The sequence below is a fragment of the Bdellovibrio bacteriovorus genome, assembly GCF_025558485.1.
GTDB classification, from domain to species: Bacteria; Bdellovibrionota; Bdellovibrionia; order Bdellovibrionales; family Bdellovibrionaceae; genus Bdellovibrio; species Bdellovibrio bacteriovorus_G.
In genome coordinates this window covers 2,267,699-2,285,170 of the sequence record NZ_CP102930.1, presented here as the reverse complement: position 1 = coordinate 2,285,170, position 17,472 = coordinate 2,267,699, and the positions used below count along the sequence as shown (strand labels likewise).

Sequence of the window (17,472 nt, the reverse complement as noted above, 5' to 3'; positions counted from 1 at the left end):
GGACTTCCAATAAGTAATACTGCAAAAAGCCGGGAATTCCCGGCTCTTACAACCGTCTTGGAGTGAATTACGGCGTTGTAAGTATCAATGGTTATTGGGATCTAACTCTGTAATTAGGTAGTCGATTTGAGATAATGGGGCAACCTTTAACCTTAAGCTAATATCAAGTTTTTCTGAAATACATAATACCGCAGTTTTTGTTGCTGGCTTATCTAGCCAAAGTTTTTCTTTTTAAAAGTTCTTTTTCTTATGCGGGAACGGTGGAGGTCACCAAGGTGGACATCCCTGCGCGCGTGGCTTCGGTCATAGAAGCCTTTCCGGTCAAAGAAGGTCAGACTGTACAAAAGGATCAACTGCTGGTCAGTCTGACCTGCGAGGAAATCAAGCTGGGATATGATCTGGCGAAACGAAACTTTGACCGGGCGGCACAGCTTTATCGCAGTGGCAGCATTGCTCAGGACAGCTTCGATCAGATTAAAAATAAAAAGGACGACATCGAAACCAGGAAAGGCTGGTGTTCGGTCATGGCGCCTCTTCAGGGCACGGTTTTAACGACCTACTTTGAACCCGGCGAAATGGTCCTTCCCGGAGCCAAGCTTCTGACCATCGGTGATTTGGAAGAGATCTATGCTTATTTCTATCTTCCCCATGATGAAATTGCAGCGCTTAGGATGGAACAAAAAATCGAAGCGATCCTGCCGGAAATGGACGATAAGAAATTTGCCGGAACAGTTTCCTATATCAATCCGGAGGCCGAGTTTACACCCAAGAACGTGCAAACTCGCGATGAACGAACACGTTTGGTGTATGCGGTAAAAGTGCGTTTTAAAAATCCCGACGGCATCTTAAAACCCGGGATGACTTTGGAATGGCAGAAGGATTGATGAACACGTCGGGTGTTTCCCTGAAGGTGACAGGTCTTTTTAAAAAGCTTCGGCAGACCCAGGCTTTGCAAGGGCTGGATATGACTTTTGAGTCAGGCCTGATTCACGGAATTATCGGTCCGGAAGGGGCGGGAAAAACCACTTTGTTGCGCCACCTGATGGGGCTGCTGCATGCCGATCGCGGTGAAATTCAATATCGGCGACAGGACGGGGACATTTCTTTTTCCGAACTTCGTCAGAATATTGCCTATATGCCGCAAACTCAAAGTCTGTACCCGGAGTTGAGTATTCACGAACATCTGGAGTTTTTTCGCACACTCTACCAGCTTTCCGATCAGGATTACGCCGAACGCCGCAGGGCTTTGTTGCAAATGTCCCGGTTGGAGGAATTCACAGAGCGTCTGGCTTCGGAGCTTTCCGGAGGAATGTATAAAAAGCTGGGGCTGATTTGTTCTTTGCTGGCATCGCCCTTGGTGTTGCTTTTGGATGAACCAACCAATGGAGTGGACCCGTTAAGCCGGCGGGATTTCTGGCAGCTTCTGTATGACCTGCAAAAGTCAGAGGACATTCTGATTCTGGTCACGACATCCTATATGGATGAAGCCCTGAAATGCCAAAAGGTGCATCTGCTATTTGATGGCAAGACTTTGCTGGAAGGACAGCCCGACGCTATTTTGCAGCAAAAGAAATGTAAAAGTTTTGATGAGGTCTTCCTGCAATACGACGCTTTGGAAGAATCCCCATGAGTGCCGTGCAGGTTAAGAATCTTTCTGTGCAGTTCGGGGATTTTTTTGCGGTAAAGGATTTGTCTTTTTCGGTGGAAAAAGGCGAGGTCTTCGGATTTCTCGGGGCCAATGGGGCAGGTAAGACGACAACAATTCGTGTGCTATGCGGCTTGCTTTTACCCAGTGCGGGGCAGGCCTCTGTTTGTGGTCTGGATGTCCTGAGTGATGCGTTTGAAGTGAAAAAGAAGGTGGGCTATATGTCGCAGAAGTTCACCTTGTATGATGATCTGACCGTGAAAGAAAATCTGGATTTCACATCTGCTTTGCGCAAGATGGAACCTGAAAAGTTTCGGGAACAAAAAGAAAAGCTGTTAAAAATGATCCGTTTTAAGTCATCGGAAGACATCTTGGTGCGGGATTTACCCGGGGGAATCAAGCAGCAGGTCAGTCTGGTCGCCGCCGTTCTGCATGATCCGGAGATTGTTTTTCTGGATGAACCCACCGCCGGGGTCAGTCCGGCTTTTCGTCAGCGCTTCTGGAAATTGATCGGTGGTTTGGCGGCTGAAGGAAAAACAGTTTTTGTAACCACTCACTACATGGACGAAGCTGAACAATGTGGGCGTATTGCCCTGATGAAGTCGGGGGAGCTTATCGCTCTGGATTCCCCGCAGGAATTAAAACGAAACAGTTTCCCTGACAGGGAACCGCAGGAAGTCAGTCTGGAGGATGTTTTCATTGAACAGGTGGAGGGAGGATGAGGCTTCGTTCGGTTTGGGCTGTGGCGAAAAAAGAGGTCTTTCATATCGTGCGGGACCCTTTCACACTGGCACTGGCCATGGGAATGCCCGTGATCATGGTGATTTTTTTCGGATACGCGATTGAATTTAACATGAAGCAAATTTCGCTGGCGGTCTTTGACAGCAGCAAATCGCAAAGTTCGCGGCAATTGCAAAAGACCTTTGTCAGCTCGTCTTATTTTCAGTCGCTGGCGGTGCTTAGTCCCGCAGAGGCGATTCAGGCGTTGGATGAAGGCCGGGCTCACGCGGCTTTGTTAATTCCTCCGGCGTATGCTGAAAACCTTCGGCCCCGGTCTGAAAGTTCAGTGCAAATTCTGATAGATGGTGCCGACAATTCATCGGCGGGGTCCATCCTGGGATATCTGGGGGGGATTCAGCAAAAGGTTTTATCGGCGGAGTTCGGACCTTATTCCGAACCCATCACCGTGCAAACCCGTTTTTTGTTTAACTCTGAACTGAACAGTCGGTGGTTTGTGGTGCCGGGTCTTTCGGCAGCGATCATCGCCATTTTATCGATTCTTCTGACTGCGTTGACTGTCGCCCGGGAATGGGAAAATGGTTCGATGGAGCTTCTGTTGTCAACCCCAGTGCGTCCGGTGGAAATTATTCTGGGAAAACTTTTGCCTTATTCGGTGATGGGGCTGGTTGCGGTGTTTTTTGTATTTATCATGTCACAGATTGTTTTTGCTGTTCCTTTTCGGGGGAATTTTCTTGTTTACCTGCTGGCGTGTTTGATTTTTTTATCCACCTATCTGGCTCAGGGGTTGTTAATTTCAGTTGTGACCCGCAAGCAGCAACTGAGTATGCAGATGGCGATGCTGTCGGGGTTGTTGCCGACAATTCTGCTGTCAGGATTCATTTTTCCGGTCGAACACATGCCGAGGTTTTTTTATTATCTGACCATGATCTTACCCGCCCGCTGGTTTATTTCCCTGAGCAGGGATTTGTTTTTAAAAGGTGCCAGCTTGCAGAATATTCTACCTGGTTTTTTAGCTCTGTGTGCTTTGTTTGTTTTAATGATGGTCCTTGCCACACGGAAATTTAAAAAGGATGTGGAGCCATGAAAACTTTGTGGGGCTTCATTCGTAAGGAATTTCGTCAGACCCTGCGCGACCCGCGAATGAGGATACTGCTGTTTTTGGCGCCTTGTGTGCAGTTGACGATCTTTGGTGTGGCGCTTTCCACTGAGGCGAAGAACATCCGTCTGAGTGTTGTGGGGGGATTGAGCGACACGACCTTGCAGGAAATTCATCGTAAAGCTCTGGCTTCAGGCTGGTTTATTCCGGCACGCACATCTTCGCAGGATCCTTTTATGCAGATTCAAAATGACGAAGCCGATGCCGTGATGGTGACTCCGGTGGGCGGACTGGATCGCAGTCTGGGGCGTGGGACGGGGGAATTACAGTTGCTGATCAACGCCACGAATGTCACCCGGGCGCAGGGAATTGAAAGATACTTTTCAAGCATCGTCAGGTCCCTATATGAATTTAAGCCACCGCTAAGTTTTGATGTCAGGGTTCTGTACAACCCCGCCATGCGCACGGCTTTATTTTTGGTCCCGGGGGTGATGAGTATGCTGGTGTGTCTGATCACGATCCTGCTGACCAGTATGTCGATCACCCGGGAAAAAGAACTGGGAACTTTTGAAACTTTGATCGCGGCTCCGGTAAGGCCCGAGGAAGTCATACTGGGGAAAACTGTGCCGTTTGTTTTGCTGGGGATGAGCAACATTCCGTTGATCGTCGGTGTGGCGATGGCTTTATTCGGAATGCCGCTGCGGGGAAGCTTATGGCTGTTGCTGCTGTCGGCCTTTGTGTTTGTCTGTTGCACGGTGGGGATTGGATTATTTATTTCCACCATTGCCCGGACTCAGCAGCAGTCGATGATGGGGGGATTTTTATATCTGTTTCCATCGGTGCTGTTGTCAGGAATGGTGTTCCCGGTGGAAAATATGCCGTGGGTCCTGCGAGTGTTTTCCTATATCAATCCGCTGACTTATTTTATCGAACTATTGCGCAACATAATGCTTAAAGGTGGTGATGCGCGCTTGATTGTGTTTAATATTTTGATTCTGTCTGCCATGGCTTTGTTGGCGATCACGGTCAGTTGGCGTCGCTTTAAAACCACATTGTCTTAGTAAAGCTTTTCCAGATCGACCTCGATAACATCCAGAGTTTTGGTCACGTCTGAACGCAGATGCACGGAAAGATGATAGAGACCGTTTTTAAGGCGGCGTAACATCACGACCTGACCTCCGTGGCGTCCTTCATTGCTGTAGATGGCAAAGGTGTCGCTTTTTTCGCGATAGCGGGCCGCTGGTTGATCTTCCAAGCTGGCGGGCAGGGTGAGTGTCAGGGTGTTATGATCCTGCGACGGATCGCCTGTAAAAGTGATTGCAGTAAAAAAGACCTCAGCGCGGATTGTAAGCTGAGCAAACTGGCAAACCGAGTTGTAGGGTGTGGCCCCGAGGTTTTCACAACCCAGAACCTGATAGGTTCCCTGAAGCTGTGAAAACAAAGCAGCATAAGCAGAGCTTGAGATCAGCAGGCCAAAGGCAATTCCCCAAAGTGTTTTCATGTGGTCTCCTTAAACTAAAATAAGTTCATGGAACCAAACGGGGGCGGAGTCATGTTTTAATCAGTTAACCTATATGACGATTTCGTAGCATTACTGGGGATTGCTTAAAACCGGCGCGGGAGTCGGAGGTTTTTGCTTTTGGCTTTGCCCCCAAATATAGCCCGCAAAATAAGCAGAACAGCCTATAAGAGCAAAAATCATCCATTTTTTGATGCGTCCGTACAATAAAGTCTTCATTTTTTTGATTTTTACCCGTTGACAATAGGGTGAGGCAACTGTAATTTTGGTTCTCTCGAAACGACACTGCGGGAGTAGCTCAGTTGATAGAGCGTCGCCTTGCCAAGGCGAAGGTCGCGGGTTTGAGCCCCGTCTCCCGCTCCAAATTTTCTCTTTTGAAAATTTTTGAGCAAAAATTCAAAACCCCTGATGAGCAATCACCAGGGGTTTTTTCTTTTTAAGCCGTCTTACTTAGAACTCTTTGAGCGATGCGCTTGGCATCCAGAATCAGGGCCGTTTTAGCGGCATCATCCTGTGTGCGGTACTGCACGGCTTCGATAATATCAACCATACTTTCTCCGGCCTCGCGATACATCAGTTCCGGTAGTTTTACTTTTTCCCCATCGGAAATTGAAATAATGGATTGCACGGAATCCACCAGCAGACCGAAGTGCACATCGTCGGTTTTAAAGATTAAAATTTTACCGTCATTTTCAGCGTCCTGTTTTTTCTTTTGATACATGGTTCTGGAATCAACGACCATGACCATTTCACCGCGCAAATTCGCGATACCGCGATAGTGGGGTGGCATTCCCGGAGGTGTCATCAGGGATTCAGGAATGTCGATGATCTCGCGCACATCGGAAATGCTGATGGCATACTCCTGTTCAATCGAGAAGGTGATAAAGGTGCGACGGACGCCGCTTTTGGTTTTGTCCTTTTTGGCGTCAGCGTCTTTGCTTGCATAAAGTTTGCTGTGTCCGTGAGTGATTTCGGTGATTTCAGAATCCGTCAGGATCTTGCGCTCGTCCAGCAGCAGCACATCCTCCTTGTCGATGGTGGAAATGCAGCCCCTGACCATTTCCATGCGTTCTGTGACCAGAACGGGGAAATGTTTCAGATCATCATCGTAGAAGGTGATGATACTATCGACTTTATCCACCAATAAACCAAACAGCTCTTTGCCAATTCTCATGACCACGACCCGGCGATCACCAGTGGTGGCCTGTGCACTGGAGTCTGTTTCGCGGTATTTTAGCAGGGCTGCAAAATCAATCACCGGAACCGTTACTCCACGCAGATCAAAGGTTCCAATGCAATTTCCCACAGCCAAAGCGGATTCGTTGACATGTTTGATCATCAGGATTTCCTGAATCTCGCTCATTTCGATGGAGCACTTGGAAGCACCCACCAAAAAGGAAATGGCCTGTCTGCGTTTGCCGCGATTGTTGGCTGTTTTATTACCGAACTTGCCGGCATCGGCTCTTTTGGGAAGATTTTTTAAACAGAAGATAGAGCCCACATCCAAAATCTGGATGATTCTTTTTCCGTCGTCTTTTTTAAAGACACCTTTTACGACGGCATGATCGTCGTCGTCCAGGAAGTTGCTTTGCTCTTCCATGTTGCTGCGGAAGACCTCTCCGGTCTTATCAAACAGCAGGCCGACGAAGTTCCCCTCCAGACAGATAATCGCGATTTTCTGTTCAGGGGCGGATGTGCCATCTTTTAGATTTAACACTTTTTTCAAGTCAATGACGGGGATGATAACCCCGCGCAGATTGATAAGACCTTTAAGGTAATCCGGTGCCAGTGGCATGGTGGAATAGTTTTCGGGGGTGTTGATAACCTCCTGAACAAATGACACCGACAAGGCGAATTCGCTGTGGTTTAAAAAGAAAGAGCAGAATATCTGTTTTTCCTGAGTGGATGTTGTCTCTTCCATCATTTTACTTTTCCCCTTTGCTGGCCAGTCTTGGGATCACATCCACGCGATAATTACAGGTGGATGAATCAATTATGACCTTGCGACCCTGACAGCCGCCGTGTTCTGTGAACACAATTTTCATTCCTTTTTTATTCAATTCCCGTTCGGCCACCTGCAGGTTTTGTCCACCTATAAGTTTTGAGTTATCGGCAGAGTCGGGATTTGTCATATTCCCGCCCCCCACAAAGATAACCTCAATGTCGTTCACATCCTCGTCGGCAATTTTCATAAGCGCGAAGAGGGAGGCGACGGCCTGGTCCACGTATCTGCCGCTGATCGCAAATGACTTTTCCGGGTTTTCCGGTAACAGACAGTGCGCCAAGCCACAGATGCCTTTCTTTTTCCAAATAAAACCAATCCCCACACAAGAGCCCAGGATCGCTTTTAAGGTTTCTCCATTTTTGGCAATTTTGACCTCGCCAATATGGACGTTCAGTACTTTCTCAGACACGTTTCATCCAGATGCTTTTCTGTAAATCAGATTTTCCACCTTGGCCAGTCCTGCATTGATGCCGGTGATACTTTCAGATTCTCCGATGATCAGAATACCGCCCGGGTTCAGGCGGGGCAGGATCAGATCCAGAACCTTTTTCTGATCAGCTGGTGTAAAGTAAATAAATACATTTCGGATCAGAATCAGATCGTACATTTTTCGATCTTTGATTGGTGCAAACAGGTTGTGCTCAAAGAAGTTTATTTTCTTCTTTATGTCAGCCTGAACCGAGAACGCCTCGGGGCCGTTTTTCACCATGTACTTGCTGAAGGCCAGTGGCATGGAGCTTTTAAAGGTTTCAATCGAGCGGCCCTGATAGATTCCGCTACGGCAGGCCGTGACGACTCTTTGGGAAATGTCGCTGGCGGAAATCTCGTAGTCGAAAGAATTGTTCCTGTCTTTAAACTGCTGGCATAGCACCGCCAGAGAGTGAGCTTCTTCCCCGGTGGAAGAGGCTGCCGACCATGCAGAAAAGGTTTTCCCGGGATGTTTTTGAAGATGGTCCGGCAGAAGCTGGGTTTCGATATAGTTCCAGATACGGGGAGTTCGGAAGAAGTAGGTTTCGTTGGTAGTCACGGAGTCAATGAACGGCGTTTTTTCCGCCTCGTTATTCACCACGAAGTCAAAGTACTCTTCATAACTTTTCAGTGAAAGGGCAAGGACGCGCTTACGCAGACGTCCTTGCACCATGCTTTTTCGGTTTTTGGCAATAGTGATGCCTGTCAAAGCATGAATCAGATTGATGAATTTTATAAAACAACCATCATCCAGCGTGTCCAGGCTATCGACAGACATATACACAATTACCTCGCAAATCTCAATACGGCTTCACGCAGTTGCTCAGAGCCCTGAGACAGATCCTTGGTCGCAGAAGCGATCAGATCCGAAGCTGTGGCGGATTTTTCTGTTGCGTCGGCCACTTCCTGAATCGCACTCGCCACATCGCGGGAGGCGGATTGCTGCTCTTGCGCGGCAGAGGAGATTTCAGAAATTGCCTGAGTCGTTTTGGAAACACCCTCCACGATTTTCTTAAAGGCGGAAGCGGCTTCCTTGGAGATTTCGCCACCCTGATTCACGCGTTTCATGGACTCGTTGATCAGTTTGGAAATATCCTTGGTGGCCTGGGATGATCTTTCCGCCAGTTTGCGAACCTCGTCCGCAACAACAGAGAAGCCCAGACCGTGTTCGCCGGCGCGTGCGGCTTCGATCGCGGCATTGAAGGCCAGAAGATTTGTCTGGCTGGCGATTTCGCTGATGACTTTCACGATCTCACCAATTTCCTCAGAGGATTTGTTGATCATTTCCATAGCCTCGATGGATTTGGTGATCGCCTGAACCCCGGTGTCCGCTTCTCCTTGAGTGGCTTTGGCAATCTGATCCGCGGACTTCGCATTTTGTGCGATAGAGTCAATGGAGGCGCTGAGTTCCTCAATAGAGGCGTTCATTTCCTCGGTTGTTGCACCCAGGGACTGGGCGCCGGAAGCCACGGTGGTGGACTGGTTGGAGATCTCTTTGGACTTGGATGAGAACTCTTCAACCACTTTAACCACTTCCTCTTCAAAGGCTTTTTTGTAGTTCACCTGTTCTGTCACGTCCGTTGCGATTTTTACAATCTTAATGACGCGACCGACTTCGTCGAAGACAGGGGAATAAATGGCCTGCAGGTAAGTTTCCTTGCCCGCTTTGTTCAGACGCTTGAAAATGCCGGATTTGTTTTTACCGCTTTTCAGGTCCGGCCAGAACTGGGAATACTCCACACCGGCTGCGTAAGTGGCATCACACAGCAGACGATGATGTTTGCTTTTCAGTTCTTCCACGGTGTAGCCCATGGTGTTTGTGAAGTTTTTGTTGAAGGTAAGGATGTTTCCTTCAGGATCGAATTCGATATAAGCGAAAGACGCATCGATGGCGGCGATAACGCCTTTCATGTTCTGTCTTTCGATTTCCGCTTCGGTGATATCGTAGCGAACACCGATGTACTTTCTTGGTTTGCCATTGTCGCCCATAACCGGGGCAATAACGGCATCAACATAGTAAGGAGTTCCGTCTTTGGCGCGGTTTTTCACCATACCACGGAAGATTTTACCGCGACCAATCGTGGACCACATTTCCTTGAAGACCTCTTTGGGCATATCAGGGTGACGTGTGGTGTTGTGGCCTTTGCCAATAAGTTCATCTTTAGGGTACTTGGACACTTCCAGGAATTTTTCATTCACGGACATGATGTCGCCCTTAAGATTTGCTTCAGACACGATGCTTGTCAGGTTGATGATATCATAAAGAACTTTAAGTTCGACCTTGGAGGCTGTGATGTCCGTGGCAATCTTGATGACCTTGGTCACTTTGCCGGAGGCATCGGCAACCGGGCTGTAAGAACCAATGATCCAGATCTCTTTGCCATTTTTTCCAACGCGCTTGAATTCTCCGGAAGCAGGTTCCCCCGCAGCCAAAGTCTGCCAGAATTTTTTGTAGTCATCAGAATCCGCGTAGGCTGGATCGCAGAACATTTTGTGTTTTTGACCGATGATTTCCTCTTCAGAATAGCCCATCGTTTTTAGGAAATTGCTGTTTGCACCAGTGATAGTGCCGTCCAACAGAAATTCAATCTTCGCCTGCGACTTTTCAATAGCATTCAAAACGGCAGCGGCGTTGTCATATTGCATTTCTTCAGCAGCGACCATGTTGGTTAACTTTTTTGCTTCTTGCATTTTCCCTCCAGAAAATAGCTCATATATATGTGAATGGATTGCGTATCGGTATAGCAAGACAGAACATAACGTCTATGTACACTTGCTAGTCCTTTGTGTTCCATTGTTAAGGAGTTGCAAAGAGAAACAGGATGAAGATCCAGTCTGGTTTTTTTGAGATTTGCAAAGGTTTAATATTGTTCCCGTTTTTCTTGTTTAGGGATAAGCCAAACGGGTGAGGGAAATTTCGGATTTTAAAAAATAAAAAAAGCGTGGTGTTGAGCCACGCCTTTTGTTCTTAGTGAGTTTGTAGGTCGGTCATTTCAAAGAAGCTGGTGGAAAGAGCGAATAAAGAGTCCTTGTCCTCGCAGTCTTGCAGTTCCTGCATCAGCTCCAGACGGAACTGGCGGATTTTCTGCGCGACTTCCTTGGCCTTGTCGCGATTGGTGGGAACCATTGTGCACCCCATATCCCAGCGCCGTTTATTATCGGCACTCATTGCCTCAACAGCTTTGGTCTGCATTTGTAGGAAATAGCTGCGAGCTGCTTCCGATGAACCGCCGTAAGTGGAGGAATACTTTCCGTCATCCGCCACCCAGCGGCCTTCCGGCGTTTTCATCACAAGCTTCAGGGATTCCAAACGCTCCAGTGCTTTTTCAACGATATCCTGGCTTAGTCCCAGGCGTTGTGCGATGTTTTCAACGGAAGGGTCAAAGTCCTTAAGCAAAAGAATCTGTGTGATCGCTGTGTGATACCAGTCAGAGATCACGGCAAACTGTTCTTCGCCGATTTTGCCAAAGGCCTCTTCACGGGCTTTCACCCGCTGTGCTGCCATTTCTCGCAAAACCGCACTGCGGGCATGTTCTGACAAAGCCAGATCGACAAAGAATTCCTGTTCAGACGGAGACAGATTCAGCTTTGAAGCCAGATTCACCGCACGGCTTTCAGACAGTCCGACTTTGCCGTTAAGAATCTCGGAAAGGCGTGAACAAGGCACTTCCAGATCTCTGGAAAAAGCGCGAAGTGAGTACGAAGGGTTCTTGCGCTGACGGCGTTCAAGTTCCTTCAGGATATAGTCTCTATAGTGGTGCTTCTTGGTCATATCGATGCTCCCTAATGAGTGGCTTTTATATATCTGATTTTCGCGAAGTCATCTAGGGGAGGCTGATCGAGTTTGCATTTTGTTCCGGGTTATTCCACGACATTCCGATTTTGGAACCTATCGTGAATCTAGGCACTTAAGAAAGATATACAAGCCAGGCTCAGAATCGTGATGAGAGCCATTTAAATGCGATATGAGAGCTTTTTGCGGACTTTCCGTTTTTTCAAATCGTCGGAAAATATGCGGATTCGGAAGGTCGGGTGTCGTTCCTTTTGAACCCCGGTTTTTGGTAAAGATTGCAGTATGCAGGCAGGCTTGCGGGGCTGATGACCTCTGACAGTTCCGCAGAAGGTCGATAAGTTTCTTCTATCCTTTGCGGAATATTAAAGCGTATTCTGTTTGTAATTAGACAGATGAGGACACCGATGAAGTTACCCCATGTGAAAGTCATCCCGGCTCTTATTGCCTTTGTTGTGACAGGTTTATTCTGGTTTGTGATGGCTCCGCCGGAAGGGGTGGACATCAATGCGTGGCGCTTGCTGGGGATTTTTGTTGGCACTATCGTCGCCATCATTGGCAAGGCCCTGCCTATTGGAGGAGCTGCCATGATCGGGATTTTGCTGGTTGGGATTACACAGGTGACCAGTCCGGGGAATCCGGCCAAAGCCATGGCTGATGCCTTAAGCGGGTATTCCAACACGCTGATCTGGTTGATCGGAATTTCATTTTTTATTTCTCGTGCATTTATCAAAACCGGTTTGGGATCGCGGGTGGCGTATCACTTTGTGCGCGCTATCGGTAAGAAGACCCTGGGTATTAGCTACGGACTTTCGTTTGCTGAGCTGGTCTTGTCACCTGTGATGCCCAGTAATACGGCCCGCGGTGGCGGGGTGCTGTATCCCATCAACCGTTCAATCTCTGAATCCATGGGGTCGTTGCCTGATGAGGCCAGCCGTTTGAAGGTCGGCGCGTTTCTGACCTTGGTGGCTTATCAGATCAACGTGATCACTTCAGCGATGTTTGTGACAGCGACGGCTCCGAATCCGTTAGTGACAGCCGGGATTCGCGATATTGCCAATATTGAGGTGTCCTGGGGGCAGTGGGCCCTGGCGGCGATTGTGCCGGGGGTGCTGGCGATTTTGATTATTCCGTGGGTGCTTTACAAGTTGTATCCTCCGCAGATCAAGGAAACTCCGGATGCTGCCGGTTATGCGAAAAAGAAATTGGATGAGCTGGGGCCGTTGAAACTGGATGAGAAAATTCTGATCGGGGTTTTCTTTCTGCTGCTCTTTATCTGGGCGGGTGGGCCGGAACTGCTGTCTGATGATCCGCTTTTAAAGGTGGATGCGACGGCCGGGGCCTTTGTGGGCCTGGGAGTGCTGCTGTTCAGTGGTGTTTTGACCTGGGATGATCTTTTAAAAGAAAAAGGTGCGTGGGATACGGTCACTTGGTTTTCTTCTCTGGTGATGATGGCGACCTTCTTGAATAAGCTCGGTGTTGTGGGGTGGTTTTCAAAGACGGTGGAATCCTCGATTGCTCACTGGGGCCTGGGGTGGTTTGAAGCGGCGGCGATTCTGGTTCTGCTTTATGTGTTTATCCATTATTTCTTTGCCAGTAACACGGCTCATATCTCGGCGTTGTTTGCCTCCTTCTTTGGGGTGGGGGTGGCCTTGGGGGCTCCGCCATTGATGTTTGGTCTGTTTCTGGGGTTTGCATCGTCATTGTGTGCGTCGCTTACGCATTACGGGACAGGCTCGGCACCGGTTCTGTTTGGTTCGGGTTATGTCAGCATGGGCGAGTGGTGGAAATGGGGTTTTGTCGTCACTGTGTTAAATTTGCTGGTTTTCGCCGTCGGTTCGGCTGTTTGGTGGAAGGTGTTGGGGTATTGGTAGGGGCTGGCGGAGCCTATTATCTGGGCATCCTGAAAATCCTTTTATGACCGTCTGCGAAAACAGTTCTAAGTTGTGAAAAAATAGTTCAAGATTGATTTTCCATTCGATGCGCGGGTGGTGGAATTGGTAGACACGCAGGTCTCAGAAGCCTGTGGGAGCAATCCTGTGGGGGTTCAAGTCCCCCCTCGCGCACCACTAAAAAAGCCGCTCTTATAGCGGCTTTTTTTTGTTCTACCAAGCAGGGCGAAACTGGATATGAAACTTGCATAGTCAAAATGCACATAAACACACCCTTGTCTGTTGTCGCGATTTGTAACCGGTTGTCTATAGCCTAAACCGGGGGCTGGCACCGTCTCTAATATGTTGTATCTGGCGGTGGCGAATCACTTGCATCACTCTTTTGGACTACTTCGGACAGGTGTGATGTGAAAATAAGAGCTTTACTATTATTGATGATTTTAAGCGCGGCAGGGCAGGCTCAGGCCGGCATGTTTACATGGCGTCGCTGGCATCCAGAGGCTGTAAAAGTCTGTTTTGCCAACCCCGTTGCGAACTCCAAGGATGCATATCGCCGGTCCACATGGAGTCTTGAAAACAAAGAACAGGTTCGCCGCTGGGTCGAGGATGAGTTTACCCCTTCGCGCACAGGGATTCACTTTGTCGGATTTGAAAACTGTGTTCGTGGTGATAACAGTAAAGTGATCATCAATTATCGCCCGAAAAATGCGTTGAAATGGCTGGGTGGTACACTTGCCAGTGCATCCATTGGATATCAGCTTGTCTATGTCTCCAAGGATTTTCCTGAAACCGCGGGCGTCATGCACTTCTTCGCTGGAGGTCTTAACAGATCAACTGTAGTGCACGAATTTGGTCATATCGCCGGTCTATACCACGAACACGATCATCCTCATTCCACATGCACTATTGGTGGCAAAGAAAAAGAGGATATGAAGTGGGGCTTCGGCTACACGGAATATGATGCGGACTCGATCATGAGCTATTGTGTGACCCGCAAGTGGGACGACCGGGGTTTGAGCGCCGGAGATCTCTTTACCCTGAAGTTGATGTACATCGATAAGATCGACTCCATGACTTCCACGGGTATCTTGAGATAGCTAGAACCAGCCTTCCTTTTCAAAAAGCCTGCGGCAGTCTTTGGACTTTACAAAATCCACGAATTTTAAGACTGCCTCTTTTTGCTTTGTGTTCTTCGCAACGGCAGTTCCCATGGATCGGTAGATTGTTAAATTCCTCTCGGTGGGAACGATGTCAGCAATGTCGGGGTTTCTGGTGCCCCAGATATTAAAGACCAGCCAGGCATCAATGCTGGAATCCTCTTTCCATTTTGTCTCGGCTTCGCCGGTGTTCTTTGCGGCAAAAACAATGTTAGCGCGAAATTTATTTAATGCTTCGGCACTTTTAAGTCCGCCGACGATATCTTCCCACATTCCGATCTGGCCTGCGCCATTGACGACGATGATCTTCATTTTTTTATTCACTAAATCCTTGATGCCCCGAACTTTCAATGGATTCTTTGGACGAACCAGGATTGCGGAGGGGCGTAGGTAGTGGGTCTGAATGCTCGCAGCATCCAGATTGGGGATTTTTTCTGTGAAAGAATCCATCATGTTTTCAGATCCGGAATAAAAAAGATCAGCACTGTCTGACTGTTTCTGCCATTTGTCCAAGGGGCCTGCTGTGATCTGAACTTTGGTGCCAGTGGATTTTTCGTAAGCTGTGGCGCAAGCCTTCATGGCGGGAGCTGGTCCGCCCGGTCCATAAACTTGCAGTGAAGTTTCAGCATTAGCGGAAAATGAAAGGGCAAATGTGATGGCAAGAGTGGACAGCATGAAGACCTCCGGATGTGTTTATCCTCTGTGAAACGAAGTAAACTCGCAAAGGAAAAATATAACAATTCAGGGTTGTGTGAAGGCGCAGGGCTGCGTATTCTTAAAGTATGTTCTGGCGAAGCATTTTTTCTTTTTTCTGTGCGTTGCAGATAAGTCCGATGGTATGGGCGACGGACTACAGTGCGGAAGTTGTTCGTTCAGCGCAAAAATACAATATTTCCATTTCCGATTTGTCAGCCCTTATTGTCAGTGCTGATAAAATCCCCAAGACCTTGGTCGATATCAATTCGGACCAGCGTATGAGTCTTGCCTCCGTGTCCAAAGTCATCACCTCCATGAGTGTCTTAAGTAACTTCGGGGCCAAAGAGCGCTTTGAAACAACGGTTAAGATGGCAAATACCCCCAGGGGCGGCACCTACAAAGGTGACTTGTATCTGATTGGTGGAGGAGATCCGTCATTTGGTGTTGCAGGAATGATGGATCTGGCAGCCAGGCTTCAACAGAGGAAAATTAAAAAGATTCAGGGTGATCTTGTTGTTGATGAATCTCTTTTTGAACAGGTCCGTTACGACAGTCGTGATTATGACCGGGTGGATGCTCTTCATGATGCCCGTATCGGAGCGATGAGTTTTCATTGGAATTCCTTTAAGGTGCTGGTTCAGCCCGGTCCGTTAGGAAAGAATGCAAAACTTCAAATGGTTCCGGCCAATGATTATATTAAAATTGTCGGACATATTAAAACGGTCAAAGGGTCTGCCAATGGGGTGATCGCCGAAAGACGCAAATTGTCCTCCGGGCAGGAGGTTTTGTATGTCAAGGGAACCTTGGGACGTGGATACACAGAATACGAGTTTGAAAAAAATGTTTCCAGTCCGGCGAAATGGTCCGGGCAGGCCCTGAAGTATCACTTGAAACAAAAGGGCATTCAGGTGACAGGAAAAGTAAAGCTGGGGAAAGCTCCGGCGGACGCGGTGACTGTGGCGACTCACTCCGGAAGGACTATTGCGGAATTGCTGGCGGACTTGAATAAGGAATCCAACAATGTGGTGGCTGAAATGCTGGCCACGCAAATTGCGATCAAGCACCATCGCAAGGCCTCAGTGTCTGAAGGGGTTGAAATTATCAATCAGCAATTGCTGGGAATGAATCTTCCCAAAGGCAGCATTACGTTCCTGAATCCGGCGGGGTTGAATCATGGCAATCAAACCTCTTCGCGGAATATGTTAAAAATCTTATCCAGCGTGGTTTCAGATGAAAAGTTGAGACCGGTGTTTATGGACTCGTTGCCAATTTCGGGTGTTGATGGAACGCTTAAGAAGCGTGGCCTGGCCTCGAAGAGCATTGAATGGGTGAAGGCCAAGACCGGCTATATGAAAAACGTGATCACCATGGTGGGCAGAGTCAAGGGATCGGACGGACGTATTTTTAATTTCAGCTTTATGTACAATGGCTCCGGCTCGGACCGCAATGTGATGCGCTTTTATGATGAGCTGCTGGTGAATGTGGTGGAAAAAGAACTGCAAATGTATGAGGGGACCTAAAGTATGAAAACCATTTATTACGGTGCCACCAGTCTGAATGGATTTATTGCCGATCAGAACAATTCTTTGGAATGGCTTTTTCAGTTTGATGGGGGCTCTGGTGCTCCGGATTTTGAATCCTTCATTCGCGATATCGGCGCCATTGCAATGGGTTCAACGACCTATATGTGGCTGTATGACCATTTACTAAAGAAAGACAAGCCCGAGCCTTGGCCTTATCAAATGCCATCCTGGGTTTTTACCACCCGCAACCTGCCGCTTTTTCCGGGTGCGGATGTTCGCTTTGTAAAAGGCGATGTTAAGCCGGTGTATTACGAGATGAAAGAAATTGCTGCCGGAAAAAATATCTGGATCATGGGCGGCGGAGAGCTGGCTGCAAAGTTTTACGATCAGGGGTTTTTAAACGAAGTGGTTTTAAATATTGCACCGGTGACCTTGTCGTCCGGGGCGCCGCTGTTTCCACGCACGATGAACCCTCCCATGAAGCTGAAGGCTGTTTTGGATCGAAATCCATTTGTTGAGCTTCATTATGAAGTCCCGGCTCCCGGGCTTTGAGTTCTTTTGACTAAAAGCGTGAGTTCGCAGTAGTCTTCCTGTTATGAATAAAAATGAACTTGTAATCACGGACACTGTTGTCGGCACTGGCGTTGAGGTCGTAAAGGGCGCTCTGGTTATCTGCAATTATGAAGGGCGTCTTGAGGACGGCACCAAGTTTGATTCATCTTACGATCACGGCAGACCATTTCAGTTTGTTATCGGTGCCGGGCGTGTGATCAAAGGCTGGGATATCGGTCTGATGGGGATGAAAGAGGGCGGAAAGCGCACTTTGTTTGTTCCGGCACATCTGGCCTATGGGGAGCGCCAAAAGGGGCCGCATATTGCACCTCATTCCAACCTGATCTTCGATGTTGAAATGATTGAAGTTCGTCCGCGCGAAAGTTGA

General features: G+C 48.3%; 17 protein-coding genes and 2 tRNA genes. 12 read left to right on the top strand and 7 right to left on the bottom strand.

What is annotated here, in order from left to right; all coding sequences use genetic code 11:
- Positions 1-200: 200 nt before the first annotated feature.
- From EZJ49_RS11235 to EZJ49_RS11215, 5 genes are read left to right on the top strand one after another with little or no spacing between them, the layout of a single operon-like run.
- Positions 201-884 (top strand): efflux RND transporter periplasmic adaptor subunit, encoded by a 684-nt coding sequence (locus EZJ49_RS11235; protein ID WP_262552230.1) that lies wholly within the window; start codon positions 201-203, stop codon positions 882-884.
- On the top strand, positions 869-1,630 hold the full coding sequence (locus tag EZJ49_RS11230) for an ABC transporter ATP-binding protein (protein WP_262552229.1): 762 nt from the start codon (positions 869-871) through the stop codon (positions 1,628-1,630). The genes EZJ49_RS11235 and EZJ49_RS11230 overlap by 16 nt, the downstream gene beginning before the upstream one ends.
- Entirely contained in the window at positions 1,627-2,367 is a 741-nt protein-coding gene (locus tag EZJ49_RS11225) for an ABC transporter ATP-binding protein (protein WP_262552228.1), read from the top strand. Before EZJ49_RS11230 ends, EZJ49_RS11225 begins: the two co-directional genes overlap by 4 nt.
- Positions 2,364-3,470, top strand: a complete 1,107-nt coding sequence (locus EZJ49_RS11220; protein ID WP_262552227.1) for an ABC transporter permease — start codon at positions 2,364-2,366, stop codon at positions 3,468-3,470. Before EZJ49_RS11225 ends, EZJ49_RS11220 begins: the two co-directional genes overlap by 4 nt.
- On the top strand, positions 3,467-4,543 hold the full coding sequence (locus EZJ49_RS11215) for an ABC transporter permease (RefSeq protein ID WP_262552226.1): 1,077 nt from the start codon (positions 3,467-3,469) through the stop codon (positions 4,541-4,543). Before EZJ49_RS11220 ends, EZJ49_RS11215 begins: the two co-directional genes overlap by 4 nt.
- Here the strand turns inward: EZJ49_RS11215 and EZJ49_RS11210 are convergent.
- Positions 4,540-4,983: a hypothetical protein gene (locus EZJ49_RS11210; protein WP_262552224.1), complete on the bottom strand. Its 444-nt coding sequence runs from the start codon at positions 4,981-4,983 to the stop codon at positions 4,540-4,542. The genes EZJ49_RS11215 and EZJ49_RS11210 overlap by 4 nt on opposite strands.
- Before the next feature lie 305 nt (positions 4,984-5,288).
- Between EZJ49_RS11210 and EZJ49_RS11205 the strand changes: the two genes are divergently transcribed.
- Positions 5,289-5,364 (top strand) — tRNA-Gly (locus EZJ49_RS11205).
- Positions 5,365-5,437: 73 nt separating this feature from the next.
- Here the strand turns inward: EZJ49_RS11205 and EZJ49_RS11200 are convergent.
- The 5 genes from EZJ49_RS11200 to EZJ49_RS11180 form a co-directional block, all read right to left on the bottom strand.
- Positions 5,438-6,925, bottom strand: coding sequence for a chemotaxis protein CheW (locus tag EZJ49_RS11200; protein ID WP_262552223.1), 1,488 nt, complete (start codon positions 6,923-6,925; stop codon positions 5,438-5,440).
- A gap of 1 nt (position 6,926) precedes the next feature.
- Positions 6,927-7,415, bottom strand: coding sequence for a chemotaxis protein CheD (locus tag EZJ49_RS11195; protein ID WP_262552222.1), 489 nt, complete (start codon positions 7,413-7,415; stop codon positions 6,927-6,929).
- A 3-nt stretch (positions 7,416-7,418) separates the two neighbouring features.
- Positions 7,419-8,252, bottom strand: coding sequence for a CheR family methyltransferase (locus EZJ49_RS11190; protein ID WP_262552220.1), 834 nt, complete (start codon positions 8,250-8,252; stop codon positions 7,419-7,421).
- An 8-nt stretch (positions 8,253-8,260) separates the two neighbouring features.
- The gene (locus tag EZJ49_RS11185; RefSeq protein WP_262552218.1) at positions 8,261-10,165 is read right to left on the bottom strand and encodes a PAS domain-containing methyl-accepting chemotaxis protein; all 1,905 of its coding nucleotides are present in this window, start codon (positions 10,163-10,165) and stop codon (positions 8,261-8,263) included.
- Positions 10,166-10,442: 277 nt separating this feature from the next.
- Positions 10,443-11,246: a TIGR02147 family protein gene (locus EZJ49_RS11180; protein WP_262552217.1), complete on the bottom strand. Its 804-nt coding sequence runs from the start codon at positions 11,244-11,246 to the stop codon at positions 10,443-10,445.
- A gap of 425 nt (positions 11,247-11,671) precedes the next feature.
- Here EZJ49_RS11180 and EZJ49_RS11175 point away from each other — a divergent pair, with 425 nt between their 5' ends.
- The 3 genes from EZJ49_RS11175 (at position 11,672) to EZJ49_RS11165 (ending at position 14,253) form a co-directional block, all read left to right on the top strand.
- On the top strand, positions 11,672-13,138 hold the full coding sequence (locus tag EZJ49_RS11175) for an anion permease (RefSeq protein WP_262552216.1): 1,467 nt from the start codon (positions 11,672-11,674) through the stop codon (positions 13,136-13,138).
- A gap of 108 nt (positions 13,139-13,246) precedes the next feature.
- Positions 13,247-13,333 (top strand) — tRNA-Leu (locus EZJ49_RS11170).
- A gap of 293 nt (positions 13,334-13,626) precedes the next feature.
- Complete coding sequence (locus EZJ49_RS11165) at positions 13,627-14,253, top strand: hypothetical protein (protein ID WP_262552215.1); 627 nt, start codon at positions 13,627-13,629, stop codon at positions 14,251-14,253.
- Here the strand turns inward: EZJ49_RS11165 and EZJ49_RS11160 are convergent, their stop codons facing one another.
- On the bottom strand, positions 14,254-14,988 hold the full coding sequence (locus EZJ49_RS11160) for a substrate-binding domain-containing protein (protein ID WP_262552214.1): 735 nt from the start codon (positions 14,986-14,988) through the stop codon (positions 14,254-14,256).
- Between the two features lie 158 nt (positions 14,989-15,146).
- Between EZJ49_RS11160 and dacB the strand changes: the two genes are divergently transcribed.
- The 3 genes from dacB to EZJ49_RS11145 are packed head-to-tail and all read left to right on the top strand — an operon-like array spanning position 15,147 to position 17,472.
- A complete protein-coding gene (dacB, locus tag EZJ49_RS11155; protein WP_262552213.1) occupies positions 15,147-16,529 on the top strand; it encodes a D-alanyl-D-alanine carboxypeptidase/D-alanyl-D-alanine-endopeptidase in 1,383 nt (460 codons plus the stop codon).
- Between the two features lie 3 nt (positions 16,530-16,532).
- Positions 16,533-17,084 (top strand): dihydrofolate reductase family protein, encoded by a 552-nt coding sequence (locus tag EZJ49_RS11150; RefSeq protein WP_262552212.1) that lies wholly within the window; start codon positions 16,533-16,535, stop codon positions 17,082-17,084.
- Between the two features lie 43 nt (positions 17,085-17,127).
- Positions 17,128-17,472: an FKBP-type peptidyl-prolyl cis-trans isomerase gene (locus tag EZJ49_RS11145; RefSeq protein ID WP_262552211.1), complete on the top strand. Its 345-nt coding sequence runs from the start codon at positions 17,128-17,130 to the stop codon at positions 17,470-17,472.

What these genes read in the sequence shown, in the direction of transcription:
- EZJ49_RS11230 (WP_262552229.1), top strand. Translation starts at nt 869, where the DNA reads ATGGCAGAAGGATTGATGAACACGTCGGGTGTTTCCCTGAAGGTGACA.
- EZJ49_RS11225 (WP_262552228.1), top strand. Translation starts at nt 1,627, where the DNA reads ATGAGTGCCGTGCAGGTTAAGAATCTTTCTGTGCAGTTCGGGGATTTT.
- EZJ49_RS11220 (WP_262552227.1), top strand. Translation starts at nt 2,364, where the DNA reads ATGAGGCTTCGTTCGGTTTGGGCTGTGGCGAAAAAAGAGGTCTTTCAT.
- EZJ49_RS11215 (WP_262552226.1), top strand. Translation starts at nt 3,467, where the DNA reads ATGAAAACTTTGTGGGGCTTCATTCGTAAGGAATTTCGTCAGACCCTG.
- EZJ49_RS11210 (WP_262552224.1), bottom strand. Translation starts at nt 4,983, where the DNA reads ATGAAAACACTTTGGGGAATTGCCTTTGGCCTGCTGATCTCAAGCTCT.
- EZJ49_RS11200 (WP_262552223.1), bottom strand. Translation starts at nt 6,925, where the DNA reads ATGATGGAAGAGACAACATCCACTCAGGAAAAACAGATATTCTGCTCT.
- EZJ49_RS11190 (WP_262552220.1), bottom strand. Translation starts at nt 8,252, where the DNA reads ATGTCTGTCGATAGCCTGGACACGCTGGATGATGGTTGTTTTATAAAA.
- EZJ49_RS11185 (WP_262552218.1), bottom strand. Translation starts at nt 10,165, where the DNA reads ATGCAAGAAGCAAAAAAGTTAACCAACATGGTCGCTGCTGAAGAAATG.
- EZJ49_RS11180 (WP_262552217.1), bottom strand. Translation starts at nt 11,246, where the DNA reads ATGACCAAGAAGCACCACTATAGAGACTATATCCTGAAGGAACTTGAA.
- EZJ49_RS11175 (WP_262552216.1), top strand. Translation starts at nt 11,672, where the DNA reads ATGAAGTTACCCCATGTGAAAGTCATCCCGGCTCTTATTGCCTTTGTT.
- EZJ49_RS11165 (WP_262552215.1), top strand. Translation starts at nt 13,627, where the DNA reads ATGTTTACATGGCGTCGCTGGCATCCAGAGGCTGTAAAAGTCTGTTTT.
- EZJ49_RS11160 (WP_262552214.1), bottom strand. Translation starts at nt 14,988, where the DNA reads ATGCTGTCCACTCTTGCCATCACATTTGCCCTTTCATTTTCCGCTAAT.
- dacB (WP_262552213.1), top strand. Translation starts at nt 15,147, where the DNA reads ATGGTATGGGCGACGGACTACAGTGCGGAAGTTGTTCGTTCAGCGCAA.
- EZJ49_RS11150 (WP_262552212.1), top strand. Translation starts at nt 16,533, where the DNA reads ATGAAAACCATTTATTACGGTGCCACCAGTCTGAATGGATTTATTGCC.
- EZJ49_RS11145 (WP_262552211.1), top strand. Translation starts at nt 17,128, where the DNA reads ATGAATAAAAATGAACTTGTAATCACGGACACTGTTGTCGGCACTGGC.